General features: G+C 72.4%; 23 protein-coding genes. 7 read left to right on the top strand and 16 right to left on the bottom strand.

The annotated features are described in order from the left end of the window. From ACTIF1_RS06825 to ACTIF1_RS06780, 10 genes are all read right to left on the bottom strand, one after another. Nucleotides 1-876 (bottom strand): class I SAM-dependent methyltransferase, encoded by an 876-nt coding sequence (locus ACTIF1_RS06825; protein WP_439595639.1) that lies wholly within the window; start codon nt 874-876, stop codon nt 1-3. Nucleotide 877: 1 nt separating this feature from the next. After that, nucleotides 878-1,918: a glycosyltransferase family 4 protein gene (locus tag ACTIF1_RS06820; RefSeq protein WP_439595638.1), complete on the bottom strand. Its 1,041-nt coding sequence runs from the start codon at nt 1,916-1,918 to the stop codon at nt 878-880. A 3-nt stretch (nt 1,919-1,921) separates the two neighbouring features. After that, nucleotides 1,922-2,320, bottom strand: coding sequence for a 6-pyruvoyl trahydropterin synthase family protein (locus ACTIF1_RS06815; protein WP_439595637.1), 399 nt, complete (start codon nt 2,318-2,320; stop codon nt 1,922-1,924). 14 nt (nt 2,321-2,334) lie between these two features. Further along, nucleotides 2,335-3,312, bottom strand: a complete 978-nt coding sequence (locus ACTIF1_RS06810; protein WP_439595636.1) for a zinc-dependent alcohol dehydrogenase — start codon at nt 3,310-3,312, stop codon at nt 2,335-2,337. Continuing rightward, nucleotides 3,309-4,088, bottom strand: a complete 780-nt coding sequence (locus tag ACTIF1_RS06805; protein ID WP_439595635.1) for a RibD family protein — start codon at nt 4,086-4,088, stop codon at nt 3,309-3,311. The genes ACTIF1_RS06810 and ACTIF1_RS06805 overlap by 4 nt, the downstream gene beginning before the upstream one ends. 161 nt (nt 4,089-4,249) lie before the next feature. Next, entirely contained in the window at nt 4,250-4,762 is a 513-nt protein-coding gene (locus ACTIF1_RS06800) for a hypothetical protein (RefSeq protein WP_439595634.1), read from the bottom strand. Further along, nucleotides 4,759-5,325 (bottom strand): hypothetical protein, encoded by a 567-nt coding sequence (locus tag ACTIF1_RS06795; RefSeq protein WP_439595633.1) that lies wholly within the window; start codon nt 5,323-5,325, stop codon nt 4,759-4,761. The genes ACTIF1_RS06800 and ACTIF1_RS06795 overlap by 4 nt, the downstream gene beginning before the upstream one ends. 72 nt (nt 5,326-5,397) lie before the next feature. After that, nucleotides 5,398-5,793: a hypothetical protein gene (locus ACTIF1_RS06790; RefSeq protein WP_439595632.1), complete on the bottom strand. Its 396-nt coding sequence runs from the start codon at nt 5,791-5,793 to the stop codon at nt 5,398-5,400. Beyond that, nucleotides 5,790-6,158, bottom strand: a complete 369-nt coding sequence (locus tag ACTIF1_RS06785) for a rod-binding protein (protein WP_439595631.1) — start codon at nt 6,156-6,158, stop codon at nt 5,790-5,792. The genes ACTIF1_RS06790 and ACTIF1_RS06785 overlap by 4 nt, the downstream gene beginning before the upstream one ends. After that, the gene (locus ACTIF1_RS06780; RefSeq protein ID WP_439595630.1) at nt 6,158-7,267 is read right to left on the bottom strand and encodes a flagellar basal body P-ring protein FlgI; all 1,110 of its coding nucleotides are present in this window, start codon (nt 7,265-7,267) and stop codon (nt 6,158-6,160) included. The genes ACTIF1_RS06785 and ACTIF1_RS06780 overlap by 1 nt, the downstream gene beginning before the upstream one ends. A gap of 193 nt (nt 7,268-7,460) precedes the next feature. Between ACTIF1_RS06780 and ACTIF1_RS06775 the strand changes: the two genes are divergently transcribed. Both ACTIF1_RS06775 and dksA read left to right on the top strand, forming a co-directional pair. Next, complete coding sequence (locus ACTIF1_RS06775) at nt 7,461-7,889, top strand: flagellar assembly protein FliX (protein ID WP_439595629.1); 429 nt, start codon at nt 7,461-7,463, stop codon at nt 7,887-7,889. 134 nt (nt 7,890-8,023) lie between these two features. Then, complete coding sequence (dksA, locus tag ACTIF1_RS06770; protein WP_216836391.1) at nt 8,024-8,437, top strand: RNA polymerase-binding protein DksA; 414 nt, start codon at nt 8,024-8,026, stop codon at nt 8,435-8,437. Between the two features lie 168 nt (nt 8,438-8,605). Here the strand turns inward: dksA and rsgA are convergent, their stop codons facing one another. Then, nucleotides 8,606-9,679 carry a ribosome small subunit-dependent GTPase A gene (rsgA, locus tag ACTIF1_RS06765; protein WP_439595628.1) on the bottom strand — a complete coding sequence of 358 codons (1,074 nt, stop codon included), beginning with the start codon at nt 9,677-9,679 and terminating at the stop codon, nt 8,606-8,608. A gap of 11 nt (nt 9,680-9,690) precedes the next feature. Beyond that, on the bottom strand, nt 9,691-10,419 hold the full coding sequence (locus ACTIF1_RS06760; RefSeq protein WP_439595627.1) for an SOS response-associated peptidase: 729 nt from the start codon (nt 10,417-10,419) through the stop codon (nt 9,691-9,693). Between the two features lie 152 nt (nt 10,420-10,571). Between ACTIF1_RS06760 and ACTIF1_RS06755 the strand changes: the two genes are divergently transcribed. Beyond that, nucleotides 10,572-11,393, top strand: a complete 822-nt coding sequence (locus ACTIF1_RS06755) for an alpha/beta fold hydrolase (protein WP_439595626.1) — start codon at nt 10,572-10,574, stop codon at nt 11,391-11,393. Between the two features lie 8 nt (nt 11,394-11,401). On the opposite strand, the gene flgH is transcribed toward ACTIF1_RS06755, so the two are convergent. From flgH to ACTIF1_RS06735, 4 genes are read right to left on the bottom strand one after another with little or no spacing between them, the layout of a single operon-like run. Continuing rightward, a complete protein-coding gene (gene flgH, locus ACTIF1_RS06750; protein WP_439595625.1) occupies nt 11,402-12,130 on the bottom strand; it encodes a flagellar basal body L-ring protein FlgH in 729 nt (242 codons plus the stop codon). Then, a complete protein-coding gene (gene flgA / locus ACTIF1_RS06745; protein WP_439595624.1) occupies nt 12,127-13,047 on the bottom strand; it encodes a flagellar basal body P-ring formation chaperone FlgA in 921 nt (306 codons plus the stop codon). Before flgA ends, flgH begins: the two co-directional genes overlap by 4 nt. Nucleotides 13,048-13,052: 5 nt before the next feature. Beyond that, a complete protein-coding gene (gene flgG / locus ACTIF1_RS06740; RefSeq protein WP_439595623.1) occupies nt 13,053-13,838 on the bottom strand; it encodes a flagellar basal-body rod protein FlgG in 786 nt (261 codons plus the stop codon). Nucleotides 13,839-13,889: 51 nt separating this feature from the next. Further along, on the bottom strand, nt 13,890-14,636 hold the full coding sequence (locus ACTIF1_RS06735) for a flagellar hook basal-body protein (protein WP_439595622.1): 747 nt from the start codon (nt 14,634-14,636) through the stop codon (nt 13,890-13,892). Nucleotides 14,637-14,886: 250 nt separating this feature from the next. On the opposite strand from ACTIF1_RS06735, the gene ACTIF1_RS06730 reads away from it, so the two are divergent. The 4 genes from ACTIF1_RS06730 to ACTIF1_RS06715 all read left to right on the top strand — a co-directional run. Then, nucleotides 14,887-15,423 carry a flagellar basal body-associated FliL family protein gene (locus ACTIF1_RS06730; protein ID WP_439595621.1) on the top strand — a complete coding sequence of 179 codons (537 nt, stop codon included), beginning with the start codon at nt 14,887-14,889 and terminating at the stop codon, nt 15,421-15,423. Continuing rightward, on the top strand, nt 15,420-16,538 hold the full coding sequence (gene fliM / locus ACTIF1_RS06725) for a flagellar motor switch protein FliM (protein ID WP_439595620.1): 1,119 nt from the start codon (nt 15,420-15,422) through the stop codon (nt 16,536-16,538). Before ACTIF1_RS06730 ends, fliM begins: the two co-directional genes overlap by 4 nt. Before the next feature lie 24 nt (nt 16,539-16,562). Continuing rightward, nucleotides 16,563-17,021 carry a DUF6468 domain-containing protein gene (locus ACTIF1_RS06720; RefSeq protein WP_439595619.1) on the top strand — a complete coding sequence of 153 codons (459 nt, stop codon included), beginning with the start codon at nt 16,563-16,565 and terminating at the stop codon, nt 17,019-17,021. Next, nucleotides 17,021-17,209 (top strand): hypothetical protein (locus ACTIF1_RS06715; RefSeq protein ID WP_439595618.1); only part of this gene is annotated, 189 nt, incomplete at its 3' end. The genes ACTIF1_RS06720 and ACTIF1_RS06715, both read left to right, overlap by 1 nt.

Below are 17,209 nucleotides of genomic sequence, written 5' to 3'. Positions count from 1 at the left end.
CTATTCCTTGGGCGGCAGGCAGAGCAGATCGGCATGGCCGATGCGGGCGGAGAGGCGGGCGAGGCCAGCCTGGGCGCGGCGGTCCATGGCCCAGTCCAGGATGCGGCGGCGGTCGCGGCGCAGCTGGCCCATGGCGGCCTGGGCATGGCCGCTGGCGAGCTGCGCGGCCATCATCGGGTCCTGGCGCGGAATGCGCCAGTCACTCGGCGCACGCTGCACGGCATAGCCATGGGCGGCGAAGGCCGCCGCGATGACGGAAGGCGCGCGGGCGCCCAGCGCGATGCCCCCGAATCCCTTGTCGCGCAGCTGGTCGCGGGCAAAGCCGCGCGCCACCAGCGCATCCGCGCGATGCGGCGGGTCGAAGCGTTCGCGGCCGGTGACGTTCAGCGCGGCGTAGAAGGGCAGGCGGTGCTTCGCGCAGCCGGCGGCAATGCGAGAAATCCAGTCCTCGGAGACGAGGTCGCAGAGCGCGGTGTTCACCACCGCATCCACCTTGTCGAGCGGCAGGCCCCGCGGGGCGTCGCGCAGATCGGCGATCAGCCCCTCCATCCGCCAGGCCCCGCCCGGCGCATGGACCAGCAGCGTCTTGCGGCCGGCGAAGGTGGCGCGCCAGTCCTGCGCCTCGGCGAAATCCGCCGTGGTGCCGAAGGCGCGGGAGAGCAGGCCGCCATCCGCATCCACCAGGGTCCAGGCCTGGGCGCGGCCGATCACCGGCGCCATCCAGCGCATCAGCGACCCGGTGCCGGCGCCGAGATCGAGCAGCCGCGGCCGCGCCGGCAGGGCCTCGGCCAGTTGCGCGGCAAGGTCCAGGCTGCGCGCGGCGGCGTCATGCGGCTCGCGCAGTTCCAGCCAGTCGCCATCGAAGCTTTCGGCCATGTCAGCCTGCCGCCTTGAGTTCGGCGAGGAAGGCGGTGGCGCGATCCTCCCAGCGTGGCAGTTTCTGGCCCGCTGCCCAGGCGGCCTCGGCCATCTCGGCGCGCAGATCGGTGTCGAAGATGGCGCGGCGCATGGCCTTGCCCAGCGAGACCACGTCGCCGGGCGGCGAGATCACGCCGGCCTCCACCGGCACCACCTCCGCGATCGCGCCGCCGGCGGTGATGGCGACCGGCACGCCGCGCGCCAGGGCCTCGGCGGCGGCCATGCCATAGCCTTCCCAATGCGTCGCCAAGGCAAACAGATCCGCGCCGGCCCAGAGCGCATCCAGCCGCGCGCCCGTGACCTCGCCGGCGAAGGTGACGCGGCTGGCGAGGCCCAGCTCCTCCGACAGCGCGCGCAAGCCTTCGGCATGCACCGCATCGCGCGGCGGGCCGACGATGGTCAGCGACCAGTCCAGATCCGAAAGCGTGCCGAGGGCGCGCAGCAGCACGTCATGCCCCTTGCGCGGCACCAGCGTGCCGATGGCGAGGATGGCGCAGCCGGGGCCGCCGGAGCCGGTGCTGCGCGGGGCGGGGTCGGTGCCCGGCTCCACCACGCCGATGCGGTCCTCCGCCACGCCGAATTCGGGCGGCAGGCGCCGCGCGGTCAGCGGGCTCGTGGCGACCAGCCGTGCCATCTGTGGGAAGATCGCCTGTTCCGCCGAGCGCAGCGCATCGCGCACCGGGCCGGGATTGCCGTGTTCCAGCGCCGTCGGGTGATGGATCAGCCCCAGGGCGCGGCGCGCGACCAATTCCTCCAGCAGCGGCTGGAAGGCGGGCAGGCCGAGGCCATCGATGATGAGGCGCGCGCCCTGCGGCACGGCCGCCAGCGCGGCGCGGGCGCCGGCCAGGGCCTCGGTATCCGGCAGCGGATGCGCACCGGGCAGCTCGATGACCGGCACGGCATGGCCCTGGGCGCGCAGGCCGGCGATCAGGCGGCGGTCATAGCCATAGCCGCCGGAGATGGCCTCCAGCGGCGCGGGGACGAGAAAGGCGATATCCACAGGTCAGACGGGCCCCTCGAAGGCAGCCCAGGCGACGTGGCTTTCGCGCAGCAGGATCTTCAGCCCGGTCACCGCGCGGCCGCCATCGCCCAGCACGCCATCGCGGCAGGCCTTGGCCAGCAGCCCATGGATATGCAGGCAGAGATACTCGGTGGTGGTGTTCTTGCCGGCGAAGGCCTCTTCCGCATCCAGGTTGCGATAGTCCATCGGCGCGAGGATGGCGCGCAGATGGTCCTTCGCCAGGCCGATATCGACCAGCAGATGCAGGTCATCCAGCTGCGGCGCGCGGAACTCGGCTTCCACGATGAAGGTGGCGCCATGCAGCCGCTGCGCCGGGCCGAAGGCCTCGCCGCGGAAGCTGTGCGCGATCATGATATGGTCGACGACGGTCAGGCTGAACATGCGCGCATTCACTCTCAGGAATAGGTGACGACGGGGCAGAGCGGTTGATGTGCGCCCGATGGTGGCGACAGCAAGGCGCCATAGGCCTCCGGCAGGTCTGAAAAGGCCGTATCGGGTCCGAGCAGCGCATCGAGGCGCGCATCCTCCAGCAGCGAAAGCGCGAGCGCGAGGCGTTCCCCGTGGGTGCGCCGCCCGCGCATGGCCGGCGCCACATGGCCCACCTGAGTGGAGATCAGCGAGAGCCGCTTCGCGTGAAAGGCCTCGCCCAGCGGCAGCTCGCAGGCACGGTCGCCGAACCAGGAGGCCTCGATGACGCGCCCCTCGAAGCCGCAGCGCGACAGCGCCAGGCGCAGCCCCTCGGCGCTGGCCGAGGCATGGATCACCAGGTCGCGGTCCGCCGGCGCCTCCGCCGGCGCACAGAAGGTCGCGCCGAAGGACTTCGCCAGCTCCGCGCGCGTCGCATCGAGGTCGCAGACATGCAGGTCGAGGCCCGGGATGCGGCCGAGCAGGAAGGTGACCAGCAGCCCGACCACGCCGGCACCGACCACCAGCACCCGCTCGCCGACCAGCGGCCGCGCATCCCACAGGATGTTCACCGCGGTCTCCATATTGGCGCCGAGCACCGCGCGGCGGTCCGGCACCGCATCGGGGATGGGGATGCACATGCCGGCGGGGGCGACGAAGGCGTCGTGGTGCGGGTGCAGGCAGAAGACGCGGCGGCCATGCAGGTGCGGGGGCCCCGCGCGCACGGTGCCGACCGCGGCATAGCCATAGGAGAGTGGGGCCGGGAATTCGCCGTATTGCAAGGGCGCGCGCATCGCCGGCCATTGGCTTTCCGGCACGCGGCCGGCGAAGACCAGGCGTTCGGTGCCGCGCGAGATGCCGGAGGCGGCGGTGACGACCAGCGCCTGGTCCGGTCCGGGCACGTCCAGCTCCTGCTCGCGCAGCTCGGCCTGGAAGGGGCCGGTGATCCAGAATGCCTGGGCCTTCATGGCGCGGAACCTTCGCAGCAGATGCCGGGCCGCGCGCGGCCGAGGGCGATGTCGAAGAGCATATCCTCGCCGATGCGGTGCGGGGTCCAGTCGAAACGCAGGCCCTGGGCGATGCGCTTCGCCGGCGGCAGGGAAAAGGCGGGGATGCCGGAGCCCAGGATGATGGGCGCGACCGTCAGGTGCAGCCGATCCAGCAGCCCCGCGCCGAGGAAGGCGGAGACGGTGCGCCCGCCCCCCTCCACGAAAATTCTGGTCCATCCACGCGCCGCAAGGTCGCGCAGCAGCGCGGGCAGGTCGGGCTGCACCAGCACCTCCGCCTGGCCATGCATGGCGGGGCCCGGCGTGCTGGCGACGAGAAGGGTGGTCGCGGCGCCGTCGCAAAAGACCCGGTGCGTGGCGGGCAGGCGGCGCTGCGGGTCCAGCACTACGCGCACCGGGTTGGGGCCGGGCACTTCGCGCGTCGTCAGCCGCGGGTCGTCGTGATGCACCGTGCCGGCGCCCACCAGCACCACGTCGCAGAGCGCGCGCAGGCGATGCGTGTGCAGGATATCGCCGCGGCCGCCGATCCACTGGCTGGCCCCGTTGTCGCAGGCGATGCGCCCGTCCAGGGTCTGCGCCAGCCGGCCGATCACGATGCAGCCATCGGGCGACGTGGGCGGCGTCAGCAGCGGGGCGAAGAGCGCGCCGAGCGGGCCTGCGGGTGGCGCGCAGCCCTCACGCGCCGCGAGAAGCGCAGCCCATTCAGCAGTTTCGGCAGGCAGTGGGGCATCGGTCATGTCTGCGCATGCTATGCCGAAGCGGCGGCATTGCGGCAACGCCGCATCAACAGGGGCGGCAGCGCCGCATCAACAGGGGCGGCAACGCCGCATCAACAGGGGCGGCAACGCCGCATCAACAGGGGCGGCAGCGCCGCATCAACAGGGGCAGCAACGCCGGATCAGCGCAGCGCCGCCCCGGGGAACAGCGGCAGCAACAGCTCCGCGGCCATTCCCGCCAGCAGGGGCAGCGCAAAGCTCGCCATCAGGCGCAACAGGATGAAACGCCCGCCCAGAATCGGCAGCTCCCAGGCCAGGGTCCGGTGCATGCCCAGGATCGCCCAGCCCGAAATCAGCGCCACCATCTGGGAGGGGCCGGCGCCGGCCTTGAGAAAGCCGAGCACCAGCGGAAATGTGACGAAGGGCCCGCCCGGCAGCATGCCGCCCGCGAGCGAGGCCAGCACCACGCCCACAAAGCCGCTATCGGGGCCGAGCCATTGTTCCGCCCAGCCGGCCGGGATCAGCTCCGCGATGAAGGCGGCCATGGGCAGGGCCATCAGCATCACCGGCAGCACCCGCCACAGCGCGCCGCCGGCATCCGCCACCGCGCGCCGGCCCACCGCGGGGCTGCGCCGCAGGCACATGGCGAGCGCGCCCAGCGCCACGACCCAGATGGCGACGACGCCGAAGCTCATGCGCCGCGATCCGGCCGCGTGGTCGCGACACCCTGCATGCCGGGCGCATCCGCCGGGCTCCAGCGGATCGGAAGCCAGCGTGCGATCAGCCCGGCCAGGATGGGCAGCGGCAGGCCGCAGAGCAGGCGCAGCAGGGCGAAGTCATGCCCGAGGATCGGCAGTTCCCAGACGACGATGCGCTGGAAGCCGTTCAGCGACCAGGCGAGGACGAAGGCGATCAGCGCGCCGCGATCCGCCCCGGCCTGGGCCAGCACCAGCACCACCGGGAAGGCCGCCACCGGCCCGCCCGGCATCGCCATGCCGGCGGCGGTCGCGACCAGCAGCCCGCGCAGCCCGCTCTCGGCGCCCATCCAGCGGGCCAGCGCGCCGGGCGGCACCAGCTGGCGCAGCGCGGCGGAGAGCAGCAGCCCGCCGAGGATGGAGGGCAGCACCGTCAGGATCAGGTCCCAGGTGGCGCCCAGCGCATGCTGCACGGCAGCCCAGCCGCGCAGCCAGCCGACCGCGAGGGCGGAGGCCAGGGTCAGGACCGTGATGACCAGGAATGTTGCGTTGCGGCGGAGCATGCGGGGTACCCAAGCTGCGCCCCCGCATGCGATCCGGCAAGCCGCCCCGCCGTGACAGCTTCCGGCGCCGGTTCAGGCCCGGGCGGAAAGCGACAGCGGCGCATGCCGCCCGTCGCGATGCAGCCCGTGCTCGCCATAGGTGCCGGGCCGGGCCGGGCGGGTGGCGCCGGCGATGGTCTCGATGACGCGCGACTGCAGGTCGATGGCGCGTTCCAGCAGGCGGCGATTCTCCGCGCCCAGGTCGCGCAGCCGCAGCGCCAGCTCCTCCACCCGCGCGCGATCCGCGCCCTCGGCCTTGCTGTCGGTGCGGCGGGCGGCGTCATAGGCGGCGGCGAAGGCGTCGGAGGCCTGCTGCTTCGGCCGCGCCAGGGCGGCGGCGGAGGTCAGGTCGAGTCGGGCCAGCGCCTCGTTCTCGGCGCGCAGCGCCTCGGTCAGGCGATGGGCGGCAACGATCAGCGGCTGCATCATGGGGAAGATCCTTCCGGGTTGGGGGTGGGATTGCGTGTCGTGCCGTTTTGGTCGCCGTTGGTCTGGGTCTGGCCGGCGAGGCGGGTGAGCTCGCGCAGCACCGCCTCCCCGATTCCGAGGCCGCCTGTCTTGGCGAGATCCTTGGCGATGGCGTCGACCAGCATCGGGCGCCACTGGCCCTCCGCCGCGCCGCCGCCGAAGGGCGCCTTGGTGTCCAGGCCCTGGAACATCGGCTGCAGCAGCGCGCCGAGGGCCTGGGCCTCGAAATCCTGGGCCGCGCGCCGGAGGGCGGCGGGGTTCTGCGCCGCGCCCGGCCGGGCGAGCGGGGAAGGGGCGGCGGTGCTGCGCGGGGCGGTGATGCTCATCAGCGCACCTCCAGCTCGGCCTGCAGCGCGCCGGCCGCCTTGATGGTCTGCAGGATGGTGATCATGTCGCGCGGCCCGACGCCGAGGCCGTTCAGCCCGCGCACCAGCTCCTCCAGCGTCACCCCGCCGCGCAGGATGCCGAGGCGGCGTTCGGACTGGTCGTCCACCTCCACATTGGTGCGCGGCACCACCGCGGTCTGCCCGCCGGCCAGCGCATTGGGCTGCACCACCTGCGGCGTTTCCGTGATGCGGATGGTCAGGTTGCCCTGGGCGATGGCGACGGTGGACAGGCGCACATTGGCGCCCATGACGATGGTGCCGGAGGCTTCCTCGATCACCACCCGGGCGATCTGGTCCGGCTGCACGCGCAGCTGCTCGATCTGGGCGATGAAGGCGACCGAATCGCGGCCGGTGAGGCTGACGCTGACGGTGCGCGGATCGGTCGCGGTCGCCGGATTGCCGCCGGTGCTGCCATTGATGGCCGCGGCGATGCGCCGCGCCGTGGTCAGGTCCGGATTGCGCAGCGACAGGCGCAGGCGATCCCCGCCCGCAAAACTGTAGGCCACCTCGCGTTCCACCGTCGCGCCATTGGCGATGCGGCCGGCGGTCGGCACACCGCGGGTGACGGAGCCGGCGGCGCCGCGGGCGGAGACGGCGCCGGTGACGATCGGCCCCTGCGCCACGGCATAGACCTCGCCATCCGCCGCCAGCAGCGGGGTGACCAGCAGCATGCCGCCGGTGAGGTTGGTGGCATCGCCGAGCGCGGAGACGGAAATATCGATCCGGCTGCCGGTGCGGGCGAAGGCGGGCAGGTTGGCGGTGACCATCACCGCGGCCACGTTGCGCGTATCCAGCTGGCGTTCCTGGTCGCGGGTATTCACGCCGAGCCGTTCGAGCACGCCGATCAGCGATTGCCGGGTGAAGACGGCGCTGCGCAGCTTGTCGCCGGTGCCGTTCAGCCCGACCACCAGGCCGTAGCCGACCAGCTGGTTCTCACGCATGCCCTCGACATCCGCGATGTCCTTGATGCGGACCTGCGCCAGGGCGCCCATCGGCGAGAGGAACAGGATGAACAGCAGCAGGGCCATGCCGCGCCGCAGGTCGCTCATCCTCAGGCAAGGTTTTGTCGCCACACTGCTCCTCCTCGCCGCCGCCATCCTGGTGGAGGGGCGTGGGCAGGCCTCCGCAAGCGGTGTGCCAGCGCGGGGATGGCCCCGGGGGCGCCGGGACCGGCAGGCTTTGCCGGGGCGGGGCAGGGGCTGCCGGGGGCCGGCAGATAGTGGTGCGACGGGAGGAAGGCTGATGGCGGTGGGACCGGTGGGGCCGGCGGGATTCAGCGGCGTGCAGGCCGGCCGGGCGCGCCGCGGCGCCGGCGGCTTCGTGCTGCCCGGCGTGGCGGAGGAACCCGCCGCCCCGCAGGCGGCCAGCGCGCCACCGGCCCTGACGGGCCTGCTGGCGCTGCAGGAATCGGACGCTCCGGAGCCGCCCGAGGCGCCGGCCGAGCGCGGCCGCCGCCGCGCCGCGCGGGCACTGGAGGAGTTGCGCGGGCTGCAGCTGGACCTGCTGCGCGGCTCGCCCGGGGATGCCGGGCGGCTGGAGCGGCTGGAGCGCCTGGCGGCCGCCCCCGAGGCGGGGCTCGAACCGGCGCTCGCGGCCCTGCTGGCGGAGGTTCGCCTGCGCGCGCGGCTGGAATTGGCGCGAAGAGTCGCAACCCGACCGTCATCCAACTGAAAACCGGGCGCTAATCAGGAACTTGCGCCCAAACGAGGCCTTGCACGCGCCCCATTGCCGCCACTATGGTCCGGCCGCTTTCGCCCCCCGGGCGCCGGGCCCTGGGCGGCTAAGGTTGGGGAAGTCCTGCCATGCTGGTAACCTTGCCGCCGGATTATCGTCCGAGCAGCGACGAAGAATTCATGAATCCACTCCAGCTGGAGTATTTTCGGCAAAAATTACTGAAGTGGCGGAGTGACCTGGTTCGTGAGGCCGGCGAGACCCTGACCTCCATGGGGCAGGGCGGCATCATCGAGGCGGACCTGACCGACCGTGCCAGCGTGGAGACCGACCGCGCGCTGGAGCTTCGCACCCGTGACCGCGCCCGCAAGCTGATCTCCAAGATCGACCAGGCGCTGGAGCGGGTGGAGAATGGCACCTACGGCTATTGCGAGGAGACCGGGGAGCCGATCGGCCTGCGCCGGCTGGAGGCCCGCCCGATCGCCACCCTGTCGATCGAGGCGCAGGAGCGGCACGAGCGGATGGAGCGGGTGCACCGCGACGACTGAGCGAGACTTGCAAGGGATCGGTCCTGCCCGATTCCGAGGGCAGCCTGTTCTGCGTGACGGCCACCAATGCCGTGCGGCCGATCGCCGGGGCCGTCCGGATCACCACCGTCGCGGCCCCGGGCGGCGGGGCCTCCAGCGGCGTGTCGATGCGCTGTCCGGCCTGAGGCCTCAGGAAGACGGGTCGAGCAGGCCCTTCTTGGCCGAGCGGTAGCTGCGCTGCTGCCCGGCCTGGCGGCGGCGCTGCACCTCCTGCGCCGCCCGATCCTTGGCCTGGCCCGATTCCGCCAGCTCCTGCTCCAGCTTGCGGAAATGCGCCCAGCGCTCGGCATCCAGCGTGCCGGCCTCCAGCGCCGCGCGCACGGCGCAGCCGGGCTCGGTGGTGTGGCTGCAGTCGCGGAAGCGGCACGTCGTGGCCAGTTCCTCGATATCCTCGAAGACCGCGCTGAGCCCCGCCTCGGCGTCGATCAGCCCGACCTCCCGGATCCCCGGCGTGTCCAGCAGCAGCCCGCCGCCGGGCAGCAGGATGAGGTGGCGGGAGCTGGTGGTGTGGCGCCCCCGCGCATCGGCCGCGCGGATCTCCTGCGTCGCCATCCGCTCCTCGCCCAGCAGGGCATTCACGAGGGTCGACTTGCCGACGCCGGAGGAGCCGATCAGCACGCAGGTCTCGCCCGGCCGGATGTGTGCCCGAAGGGCGTCGAGGCCGCGGCCCTCGCGCGCCGAGACGACCAGCACCGGGCAGCCGGTGGCCATGGCGGCGACCTCCGCAGCCTCGGCCTCGGGGTTTTGGGACAGGTCTGCCTTGGTCAGCACCACCACCGGGCGCGCGCCGCTCTGCCAGGCCGCGGCCAAGAAGCGCTCCAGCCTGCGCGGATTGAGGTCCGCATTCAGCGAGGTGACAACGAAGACCACGTCGATATTGGCCGCGATCACCTGCAGGGTCTGCACGCTGTCCGCCGCCCGGCGCACGAAGGCGGTGCGGCGTGGCAGCACGGCGTGGATGGTGGCGGTCGCCTCCTCGGCCTTGGCGGCGAGCACCAGCCAGTCGCCGGCGGCCGGATAGCCCGCCTCCCGCGCCGCATGCCGCAGCCGGCCGGACAGCCGGGCGGTCAGGATGCCGAGGTCGGTCGCCACCAGATTGGCCTCGCGCCGCTGCACGATGATGCGGCCGGGGATATGGCCGGGGCGGGCCTCCGCCGCGAAGGCCGCGCGCCAGGACTCGGACCAGCCGTAGGCTTCGATCAAGCGCGGGGCACCTAGGCGACCCAGTCCGGCGGGGCGTCGTCCAGCTCGGGTGGCGGGCTGGCGGTGGGGTCGCGGCGGGGCAGGCGGGCGTCGTTCTCCGCCACCTTGCCGACGCGGTTGTCGACCGGCCAGGCCAGCAGCTCCTCCGCCGGGCAGGGCACCAGCAGTTCCTGCAGCTCCTCCGGCTCGGCCGGTTCCTCGCCCAGCCAAGCATCCCAGACCTCGGGCGGCAGCACCACGGGCATGCGGGGATGCACCAGGGCCTGCTTCTCATTCGCCTCCGTCGTGATGACGGTGAAGGTGCGCAGCCAGGCGCCGTCCGGCTGCTTCCAGCCCTCCCACAGGCCGGCGACGGCCATCGGCTCCCCGCTGGCCAGCGCCACGGCATAGGCCTGCTTGCTGCCGTCCTCGGCCTTCTTCCATTCGTAGAAGGCATCCATCGGCACCAGGCAGCGCCGCTTGCGGAAGGCTTCGCGGAAGGAGGGTTTTTCCAGGATGCCATCGGCGCGGGCGTTCATCAGCTTCGCCGCGTCCTTGGCATCGGTCGCCCAGCGCGGCACCAGGCCCCAGCGCAGCCGGTCCAGATGCCGCTCCCCGCTTTCGGGGTGGCGCCGCACCACCAGGCTCTCCTGCGTCACGGCAATGTTCCAGGAGGCGGCGTGGTTCGGCAGCGGATTGCTGGTGGCGAAGACCTGCGCCAGGTCCGAGGGCGTTCGCTGCAACAGATACCTTCCGCACATGCCTGCCGCATCCTCCTCGCCCAATGGGCCAAGGATAGCAGGTTGCGCGGGTTCGGGGAAAACCGCGGCGCCGCGGTCGTTGCCAAGGGCGGCGCAACGCCAGCGGGGCCGGGGGCGTTCTGGCCTTCGAAGAACAGGAAGAACGTCCCCCCATGCCCCTGATCAAGACCCGCGACGGCACCCAGCTCTACGCCAAGATCTGGGGCAGTGGCCGCCCCGTGCTGCTGACCCATGGCTGGCCGCTTTCCGCCGATAGCTGGGACGACCAGGCCATGGCGCTGGCCGAGGCCGGCTTCCAGGTCATCGCCTATGACCGCCGCGGCTTCGGCCGGTCCGAGCAGCCCTGGACGGGCTATGACTACGACACGCTGGCCGATGACCTGGCCGATGTGATGGAAGCGACCGGGGCGCAGGACGCCGCCATCATCGGCTTTTCCATGGGGGGCGGCGAGGTGGCGCGCTACATGTCCCGCCACGGCGGCAAGGGCGTGCGCCAGGCCGGGCTGATCGCCTCGGTCGTGCCCTATATGCTGAAGACGGCCGACAATCCCGAGGGCGTGGCGCAGACCGTCTTCGACGAGATGACGGCGCAGATGAAGGCCGACCGTCCCAGCTTCTTCGCCAGCTTCTTCAAGCAGTTCTACGGTGTCGGCATGCTCTCCAGCCCGGTCAGCAGCGAGCTGGTGGACTGGACGGTGAATACCGCGATGCTGGCCGGGCTGAAGCCGACGCTGGCTTGCGCCGCCGCCTTCGCCACCACCGATTTCCGGCCCGACCTGCCGGCCATTACGGTGCCGACGCTGATCATCCACGGCACCGCCGACGCCACTGTGCCGATCGACGCCTCCGCCCGCCCCGCCGCGCGCGGCATCCGCCAGGCGCAGCTGATCGAGTACGATGGCGCCCCTCACGCCCTGGCCGCCACGCACAAGGACCGGCTGACGCAGGACCTGCTGGCCTTCCTGCGCGGCTGATCCGCCGCTCAGAAGGGCAGGATGGTATCCAGGATCTGCTGGCCGTAGCGCGGCGCCTGGACGTCGGAGAGCGTGCCCCGCCCGCCATAGGCGATGCGCGCCTCCGCCAGCCGGTCGTGCTTCACCGTATTGTCGCTGGCGATGTCCTGCGGCCGGATCACGCCGGTCACCGTCAGGTCGCGCAGCTCGTGGTTCACCCGCACCTGCTGCCGGCCGGAGACGACCAGGTTGCCATTCGGAAGGGTCTGGGTGACGGTCGCCGCCAGGCGCAGCGTCACCGTCTCCGTCCGCCGCATGGTGCCGACGCCGCTGGTGGTCTGTGCACCATTGGTCTGCACCAGAGCGGAGGGGTCGATGGTATTGGGCAGCAGGCGGGTGAGGGAGCTTTCCAGCCCCAGCAGCCGCGGCAGGCCCATTGTATCCGTCCCCTCGCGCTCCCGCTCCGTCGTGTTCTGCAACTGGGCGGTATCCTGGATGCTGACCAGCACGGTGATGAGATCCCCCACCGAGGCCGCCCGCTGGTCGCGCAGGAAGGTGCGGCTGCCCGGTCGCCACAGGCTGTTGCCGCCATGCGTCGGCGCCTGCGGCGCGGGCATGGGCATGCTGACGGGCTGGTAGCCCGGCGCCGCGGTGGGGCTGGTGACCGGCGCCAGCGCCGGGGCGCGGCCGATCTCGGAAAGCCGCTCGCAGGCGGGCAGCGCCAGCAGCAGCGGCAGGACAAGGCGCAGGCGGGTCATCGGCGGGACTCCACGCGGACGCGGCCGGGCCCGATGGCGCGGGCCTCCACCACGATCCGGCTTCCAAGGTTCATCACCGGCAGCAGGGCACCGCGCGCCGCCCCCTCCATGGCGCGGCCCTGCGCGGTCACCGCCAGGCCGGGGATGTCGTATTGCATGGTGACGGTGCTGCCGCGCTCCACCACCAGGGGCTGGGACAGGTTCACCATCATCAGCGGCTGGCCGGGCGCGGCCGGGCGGCGCAGCGCCTGGCCCACCGCCTGCTCCGGGCTGTTCGCGGCGCCGGGGCGCAGCTGGGCGGCCGGCACGCGTTGCAGGCGCACATCCTCGGCCTGCACCACCTCGCCCACCGCCATGCGCCGGGTGGCGACCAGCATCGGCAGCGTCGTCACGGCACGGCCGGCCAGCCGCAGGCGCTGGGTGGCCATGCCATCCGCCAGCACCGCCAGGCTGGCGCCGAAGCGCTGCGTCGCGGGGTCGAAGACCGCCTGTTCCACCGTGATCTGCGGGAAGGCGGCGGGCGGGATCAGCGGCGGGTTGAAGGCCTGCAGCTCCAGCTCCGCCTCCTCCTCCACCCCCTGCGGGCGGAGTGCGATGCGCAGCGCCTCCAGCACCTCCTCCCGCGCCAGGGCGCGGCCGGGGCGGTCCAGCACCACGCGATCCGCACCGCCGGTCGGGCGCCAGGGGATGTTGTTGCGCCGGGCGATGGCGACGAGCTGCGCCGCCTCCACCACCAGGCGCTGGCCCGGGGCCGGGGCGGGGCCGAGCGGCGTGGCGCCGCGCGCGCCCAGGCCCTCGAACAGGTCGTCGAGCCGGACGGTCGCTTCCTCCACCGTGGCGAAGGGGCGCAGCGTCGCCAGCTCCTGCGCCAGGGCAGGCTGGGCGAGGGCCAGGAGCAGCAGGGGCAGGATCCGCATGGCGTTCACCGCAGCCGCGACAGGGTGGAGAGCATCTCGTCGCTGGCCGAGATGACGCGGCTGTTCATCTCATAGGCGCGCTGGGCGGTGATCAGGTTGGTGATCTCCTGCACCACATTCACGTTCGAGGTCTCGACGAAGCCCTGCAGCACCTGGCCGAAGCCCGGCGCGCCGGGCGCGCCCTGCTGCGCGGCGCCGGAGCCGGGGGTGGCGAGCAGCAGGTTGTCGCCGACCGCCTCCAGCCCCGTCTCATTGGCGAAGATCGCCAATTGCAGCTGGCCGACATTCTGCGGGTCCACCTGGCCGTCCAGCTTGGCCAGCACCTCGCCATTGGCATTGATGGTGACGTCGCGCGCCGCGGCCGGGATGGCGATGCCGGGCTGCACCACATAGCCATCCGCGGTCACGATCGTGCCTTCCGGCGACAGGGCGAAGGTGCCGTCGCGGGTATAGGCGGTCTCGCCCGAGGGCAGGGTGATCTGGAAATAGCCGTTACCGCGGATGGCGAGATCGAAGCGGTTCTCGGTCTGCGACAGGTTGCCCTGTTCGGAGATCCGGTAGACCGCGCCGGTCTTCACGCCGAGGCCGACCTGCGCGCCGGAGGGCAGCACGCTGCCGGTATCGGCGGACTGGCTGCCGACGCGGCGCAGGTTCTGGTAGATCAGGTCCTGGAATTCGGCCCGCCGGCGCTTGTAGCCGGTGGTGCTCATATTCGCGATATTGTTGGAGATGACCTCGACGTTCGTCTGCTGGGCCATCATGCCCGTGCCGGCGATATGCAGGCTACGCATCTTGTTTGATCTCCTGGGGCGTTCGCGGCAGGCTGATGTTCGAGGTGCGCATCACCGGCGCCGCAGGATGCGGTCGACGGCGGAGCCGAGGCGCTCGCCTTCCTTCTCCGCCATCTGCGCGACGAACTGGAATTCGCGCATCTCCTCGGTCATCCGGGTCAGCTCGATCACCGGGCGGACGTTGCTGCCCTCCATCGCGCCCTGGACCACACCCGGGCGCTCCACCACCTCCGGCTGCATGGCCTCCGGCGCGGCATAGATCCGGTCGCCCTCGGCATTCAGCTGCTGCGGATCGGCGAAGCGCACCACGCGCAGCCGGCCGACCGGGCCGTTCTCCGTCCGCAGCGTGCCATCGCCCATCACCTCGATCCGGCTGTCGCCCTGCGCCACGCGGATCGGCTGGCGGTCGGTGCTCAGCACCGCGAAGCCCTCCGCCGTCACCACCTGGCCCTCCGCGTTCAGGCTGAAGCGGCCGGCGCGGGTGAAGCGCTCGCCGCGCGGGGTCTCCACCGCGAAGAAGCCCTCCGGCGTGCCGAGTGCGAGGTCCAGCGGATTGCCGGTGGTGGCGACGGCGCCCGGCATGGTGTCCCGCCAGGTGGCGCGGTCCTGCGCGAAGGCGAGGTCCCGGCCCCCCTGCGGCACCTGGGCATCCAGCTGGCGCTCCAGCACCGTGCCGAAGAGGGGGCGCGCGGCGCGGAAGCCCGGGGTATCGGCATTGGCGATGTTGTTGGCCGTCACCGCGGAGGCGCGGGTCTGCGCCACCAGGCGGGACAGGACGATATAGCCGGGGCTGTCCATGACGATCGGGCTCCGCAAAGCATTCGGGGGGCATAGGGCAAGTCCCGTGCCAGCCGTGCGGCGGGCGCGGCCGGGGTGCGTCCTGCAGCTTCTGCCGGGTCGGGGCAGGAATCGCCGCGGGGGCCGGCAAGCCCGGCCTTGCCATGCCCCCGGTTCACGCCGAGGGGGCCGCCGTCACCCTTCCTTAAGGGACCCGCGTCATGCTGCGGCTCGCCGGGGCAAACCCGGAAGGAAAGGCGCGGGCAAAAGCATGGCGGCGGCAGCGGCAGCCAAGATGGATGCGGCGGCGGAGGGCGAGGCCCCCCCGGCCAAGGGCGGCGGCAAGAAGAAGCTGCTGCTGATCCTTTTGCCTGTCCTCCTGCTGGGTGGCGGCGGCGCCGGTCTGTGGTTCACCGGCATCCTGCCCGGCCTGCTCGGCATGAACCCGCCCCCGGCACCCACCGAACAGGCTGATGCCGAGCCGCCACCCCCGCCGCGCAGCCCGCCCGCCTTCGTCGAGCTGCCGGATATCATCGCCAATCTGAACGCCACCGGCCGCCGCCCGGTCTTCGTCCGCCTGAAGGCCAAGCTGGAGATCAGCCGCGCCGAGGATGCGGCCGCGGTGACCGAGGCGATGCCCCGGCTGATGGACCTGTTCCAGACCTATCTGCGGGAGGTGCGGCCCGAGGAGCTGCGCGGCAGCGCCGGCACCCACCGGCTGCGGCAGGAGCTGATGGCCCGCGCCAGCCTGGCCGCCGCGCCGGCGCGCGTCACCGACGTGCTGTTCATGGAAATGCTGATCCAATGAGCGGCGAGAATCCCAATGGCACGCCGGAGGAGGACGACCTCGCCGCCGCCTGGGGCGCCTCGCTGGAGGCGGAGGGCGCGGCGGCGCCGGACCCCTTCGACGATGCGGAAGCAGCATTGCCGGCGGATGCCGCCCGCGTGCTCAACCAGGCCGAGATCGACAGCCTGCTGGGCTTCGACAACGGCCCGGCCGGCGACAATGGCGAGAGCGGGATCGAGCGGATCATCTCCGCCGGCCTCATCGCCTATGAACGCCTGCCGATGCTGGAGATCGTCTTCGACCGGCTGGTGCGGCTGATGTCGACGACGCTGCGCAACTTCACCTCGGACAATGTCGAGATCTCGATCGATGCGATGACCTCGCTGCGATTCGGGGACTACCTGAACTCCATCCCGCTGCCGGCCATGCTGGCCGTGTTCAAGGCGGAGGAGTGGGACAATTACGGGCTGGTCGTGGTCGACAGCAGCCTGATCTATTCCATCGTGGACGTGCTGCTGGGCGGCCGGCGCGGCACCGCCGCGATGCGCATCGAGGGCCGGCCTTATACCACCATCGAGCGCACGCTGGTGGAGCGGCTGATCACCGTGGTGCTGGCCGATCTGCGCGCGGCCTTCGAGCCGTTGTGCCCCGTGACCTTCCGCTTCGACCGGCTGGAGGTGAATCCGCGCTTCGCCGCCATCTCCCGCCTGTCCAATGCCGCCGTGCTGTCCCGCCTGCGGGTGGACATGGAGGATCGCGGCGGGCGGATCGAGATCATGCTGCCCTATGCGACGCTGGAGCCGGTGCGCGAGCTGCTGCTGCAGCAGTTCATGGGCGAGCGCTTCGGCCGCGACAGCATCTGGGAGACCCACCTGGCGGAGGAGCTGCGCCAGACCGACGTCTCGCTGGACGTGGTGCTGGACGAGCAGACCATGCTGCTGTCGCAGGTGCTGCGGCTGAATGTGGGCGACCGCATCACCCTGTCCTCCCCGCCCGGCGCGCCGGTGCGGCTGCGCTGCGGCGATGTCGCGCTGTTCGAGGGGCAGCTGGGCCGGCGGGAGAACCGCCTGGCGGTGCGGATCGATGGCGGGCGGGAGATTCCGCAGGAAGCCGCCGCCGCGGCGCGCATCGCATGAGGGCCCGGGCATGAGGGGCGGGGCATGAGCACCCTGGAATGGCTGGCGCAGGGCGCGCTGCTGCTGCTGCTGGCGCTGGCCGTGCCCTTCGCCTGGCGGCTGGAGCGGCAGATCGTCGCCCTGCGACGCGAAGGCGCGGCGCTGGAGGCGGGTGCCGCCGGCATCGCCGCGGCCAGCGAGGCGGCGGAGGCGACGCTGACGCGGCTGCGCGGCACCGCGGAACAGGCCGGCCGCGCGGTGGCCGAGCGGGTCGCGGTGGCCGAGCCGCTGCGGGAGGATCTCCGCTTCCTGACGGAGCGGGCGGAGATGCTGGCGGATCGGCTGGATGGCCTGGTGCGCCAGGCGCGCCCGGCGACCGGCGCCGCCCAGGGCTATGGCGGCGCGCCGTCCGAGCCGGCCGCGATGCCGGAGGCCCCGCCCGGCCCCGCCCCGCGCAGCGAGGCCGAGCGCGAATTGCTGCGCGCCCTGCGGGGGATCCGCTGATGGCGCGCGGACCGGCCACCCTGCGGCGCCTTCTGGCGCGACGCATTCCGCGGCTGCGGCTGCTGCCCATCTGCTTCGGCGTGATGGCGCTGCTGGCCGTGGCGAAGCTGGAGCGGATGTGGCGCATGGGCGATGCGGCCATGGAGGTGATCGGCGCGGCCCAGGCCGCCGATCCGCCGCCGGCCGCG

It is taken from the genome of Falsiroseomonas sp. (genome assembly GCF_051860665.1).
Lineage (GTDB): Bacteria > Pseudomonadota > Alphaproteobacteria > Acetobacterales > Acetobacteraceae > Falsiroseomonas.
Note: the sequence above shows the minus strand (reverse complement) of the source record. Positions and strands in the feature narration are given on the sequence as shown.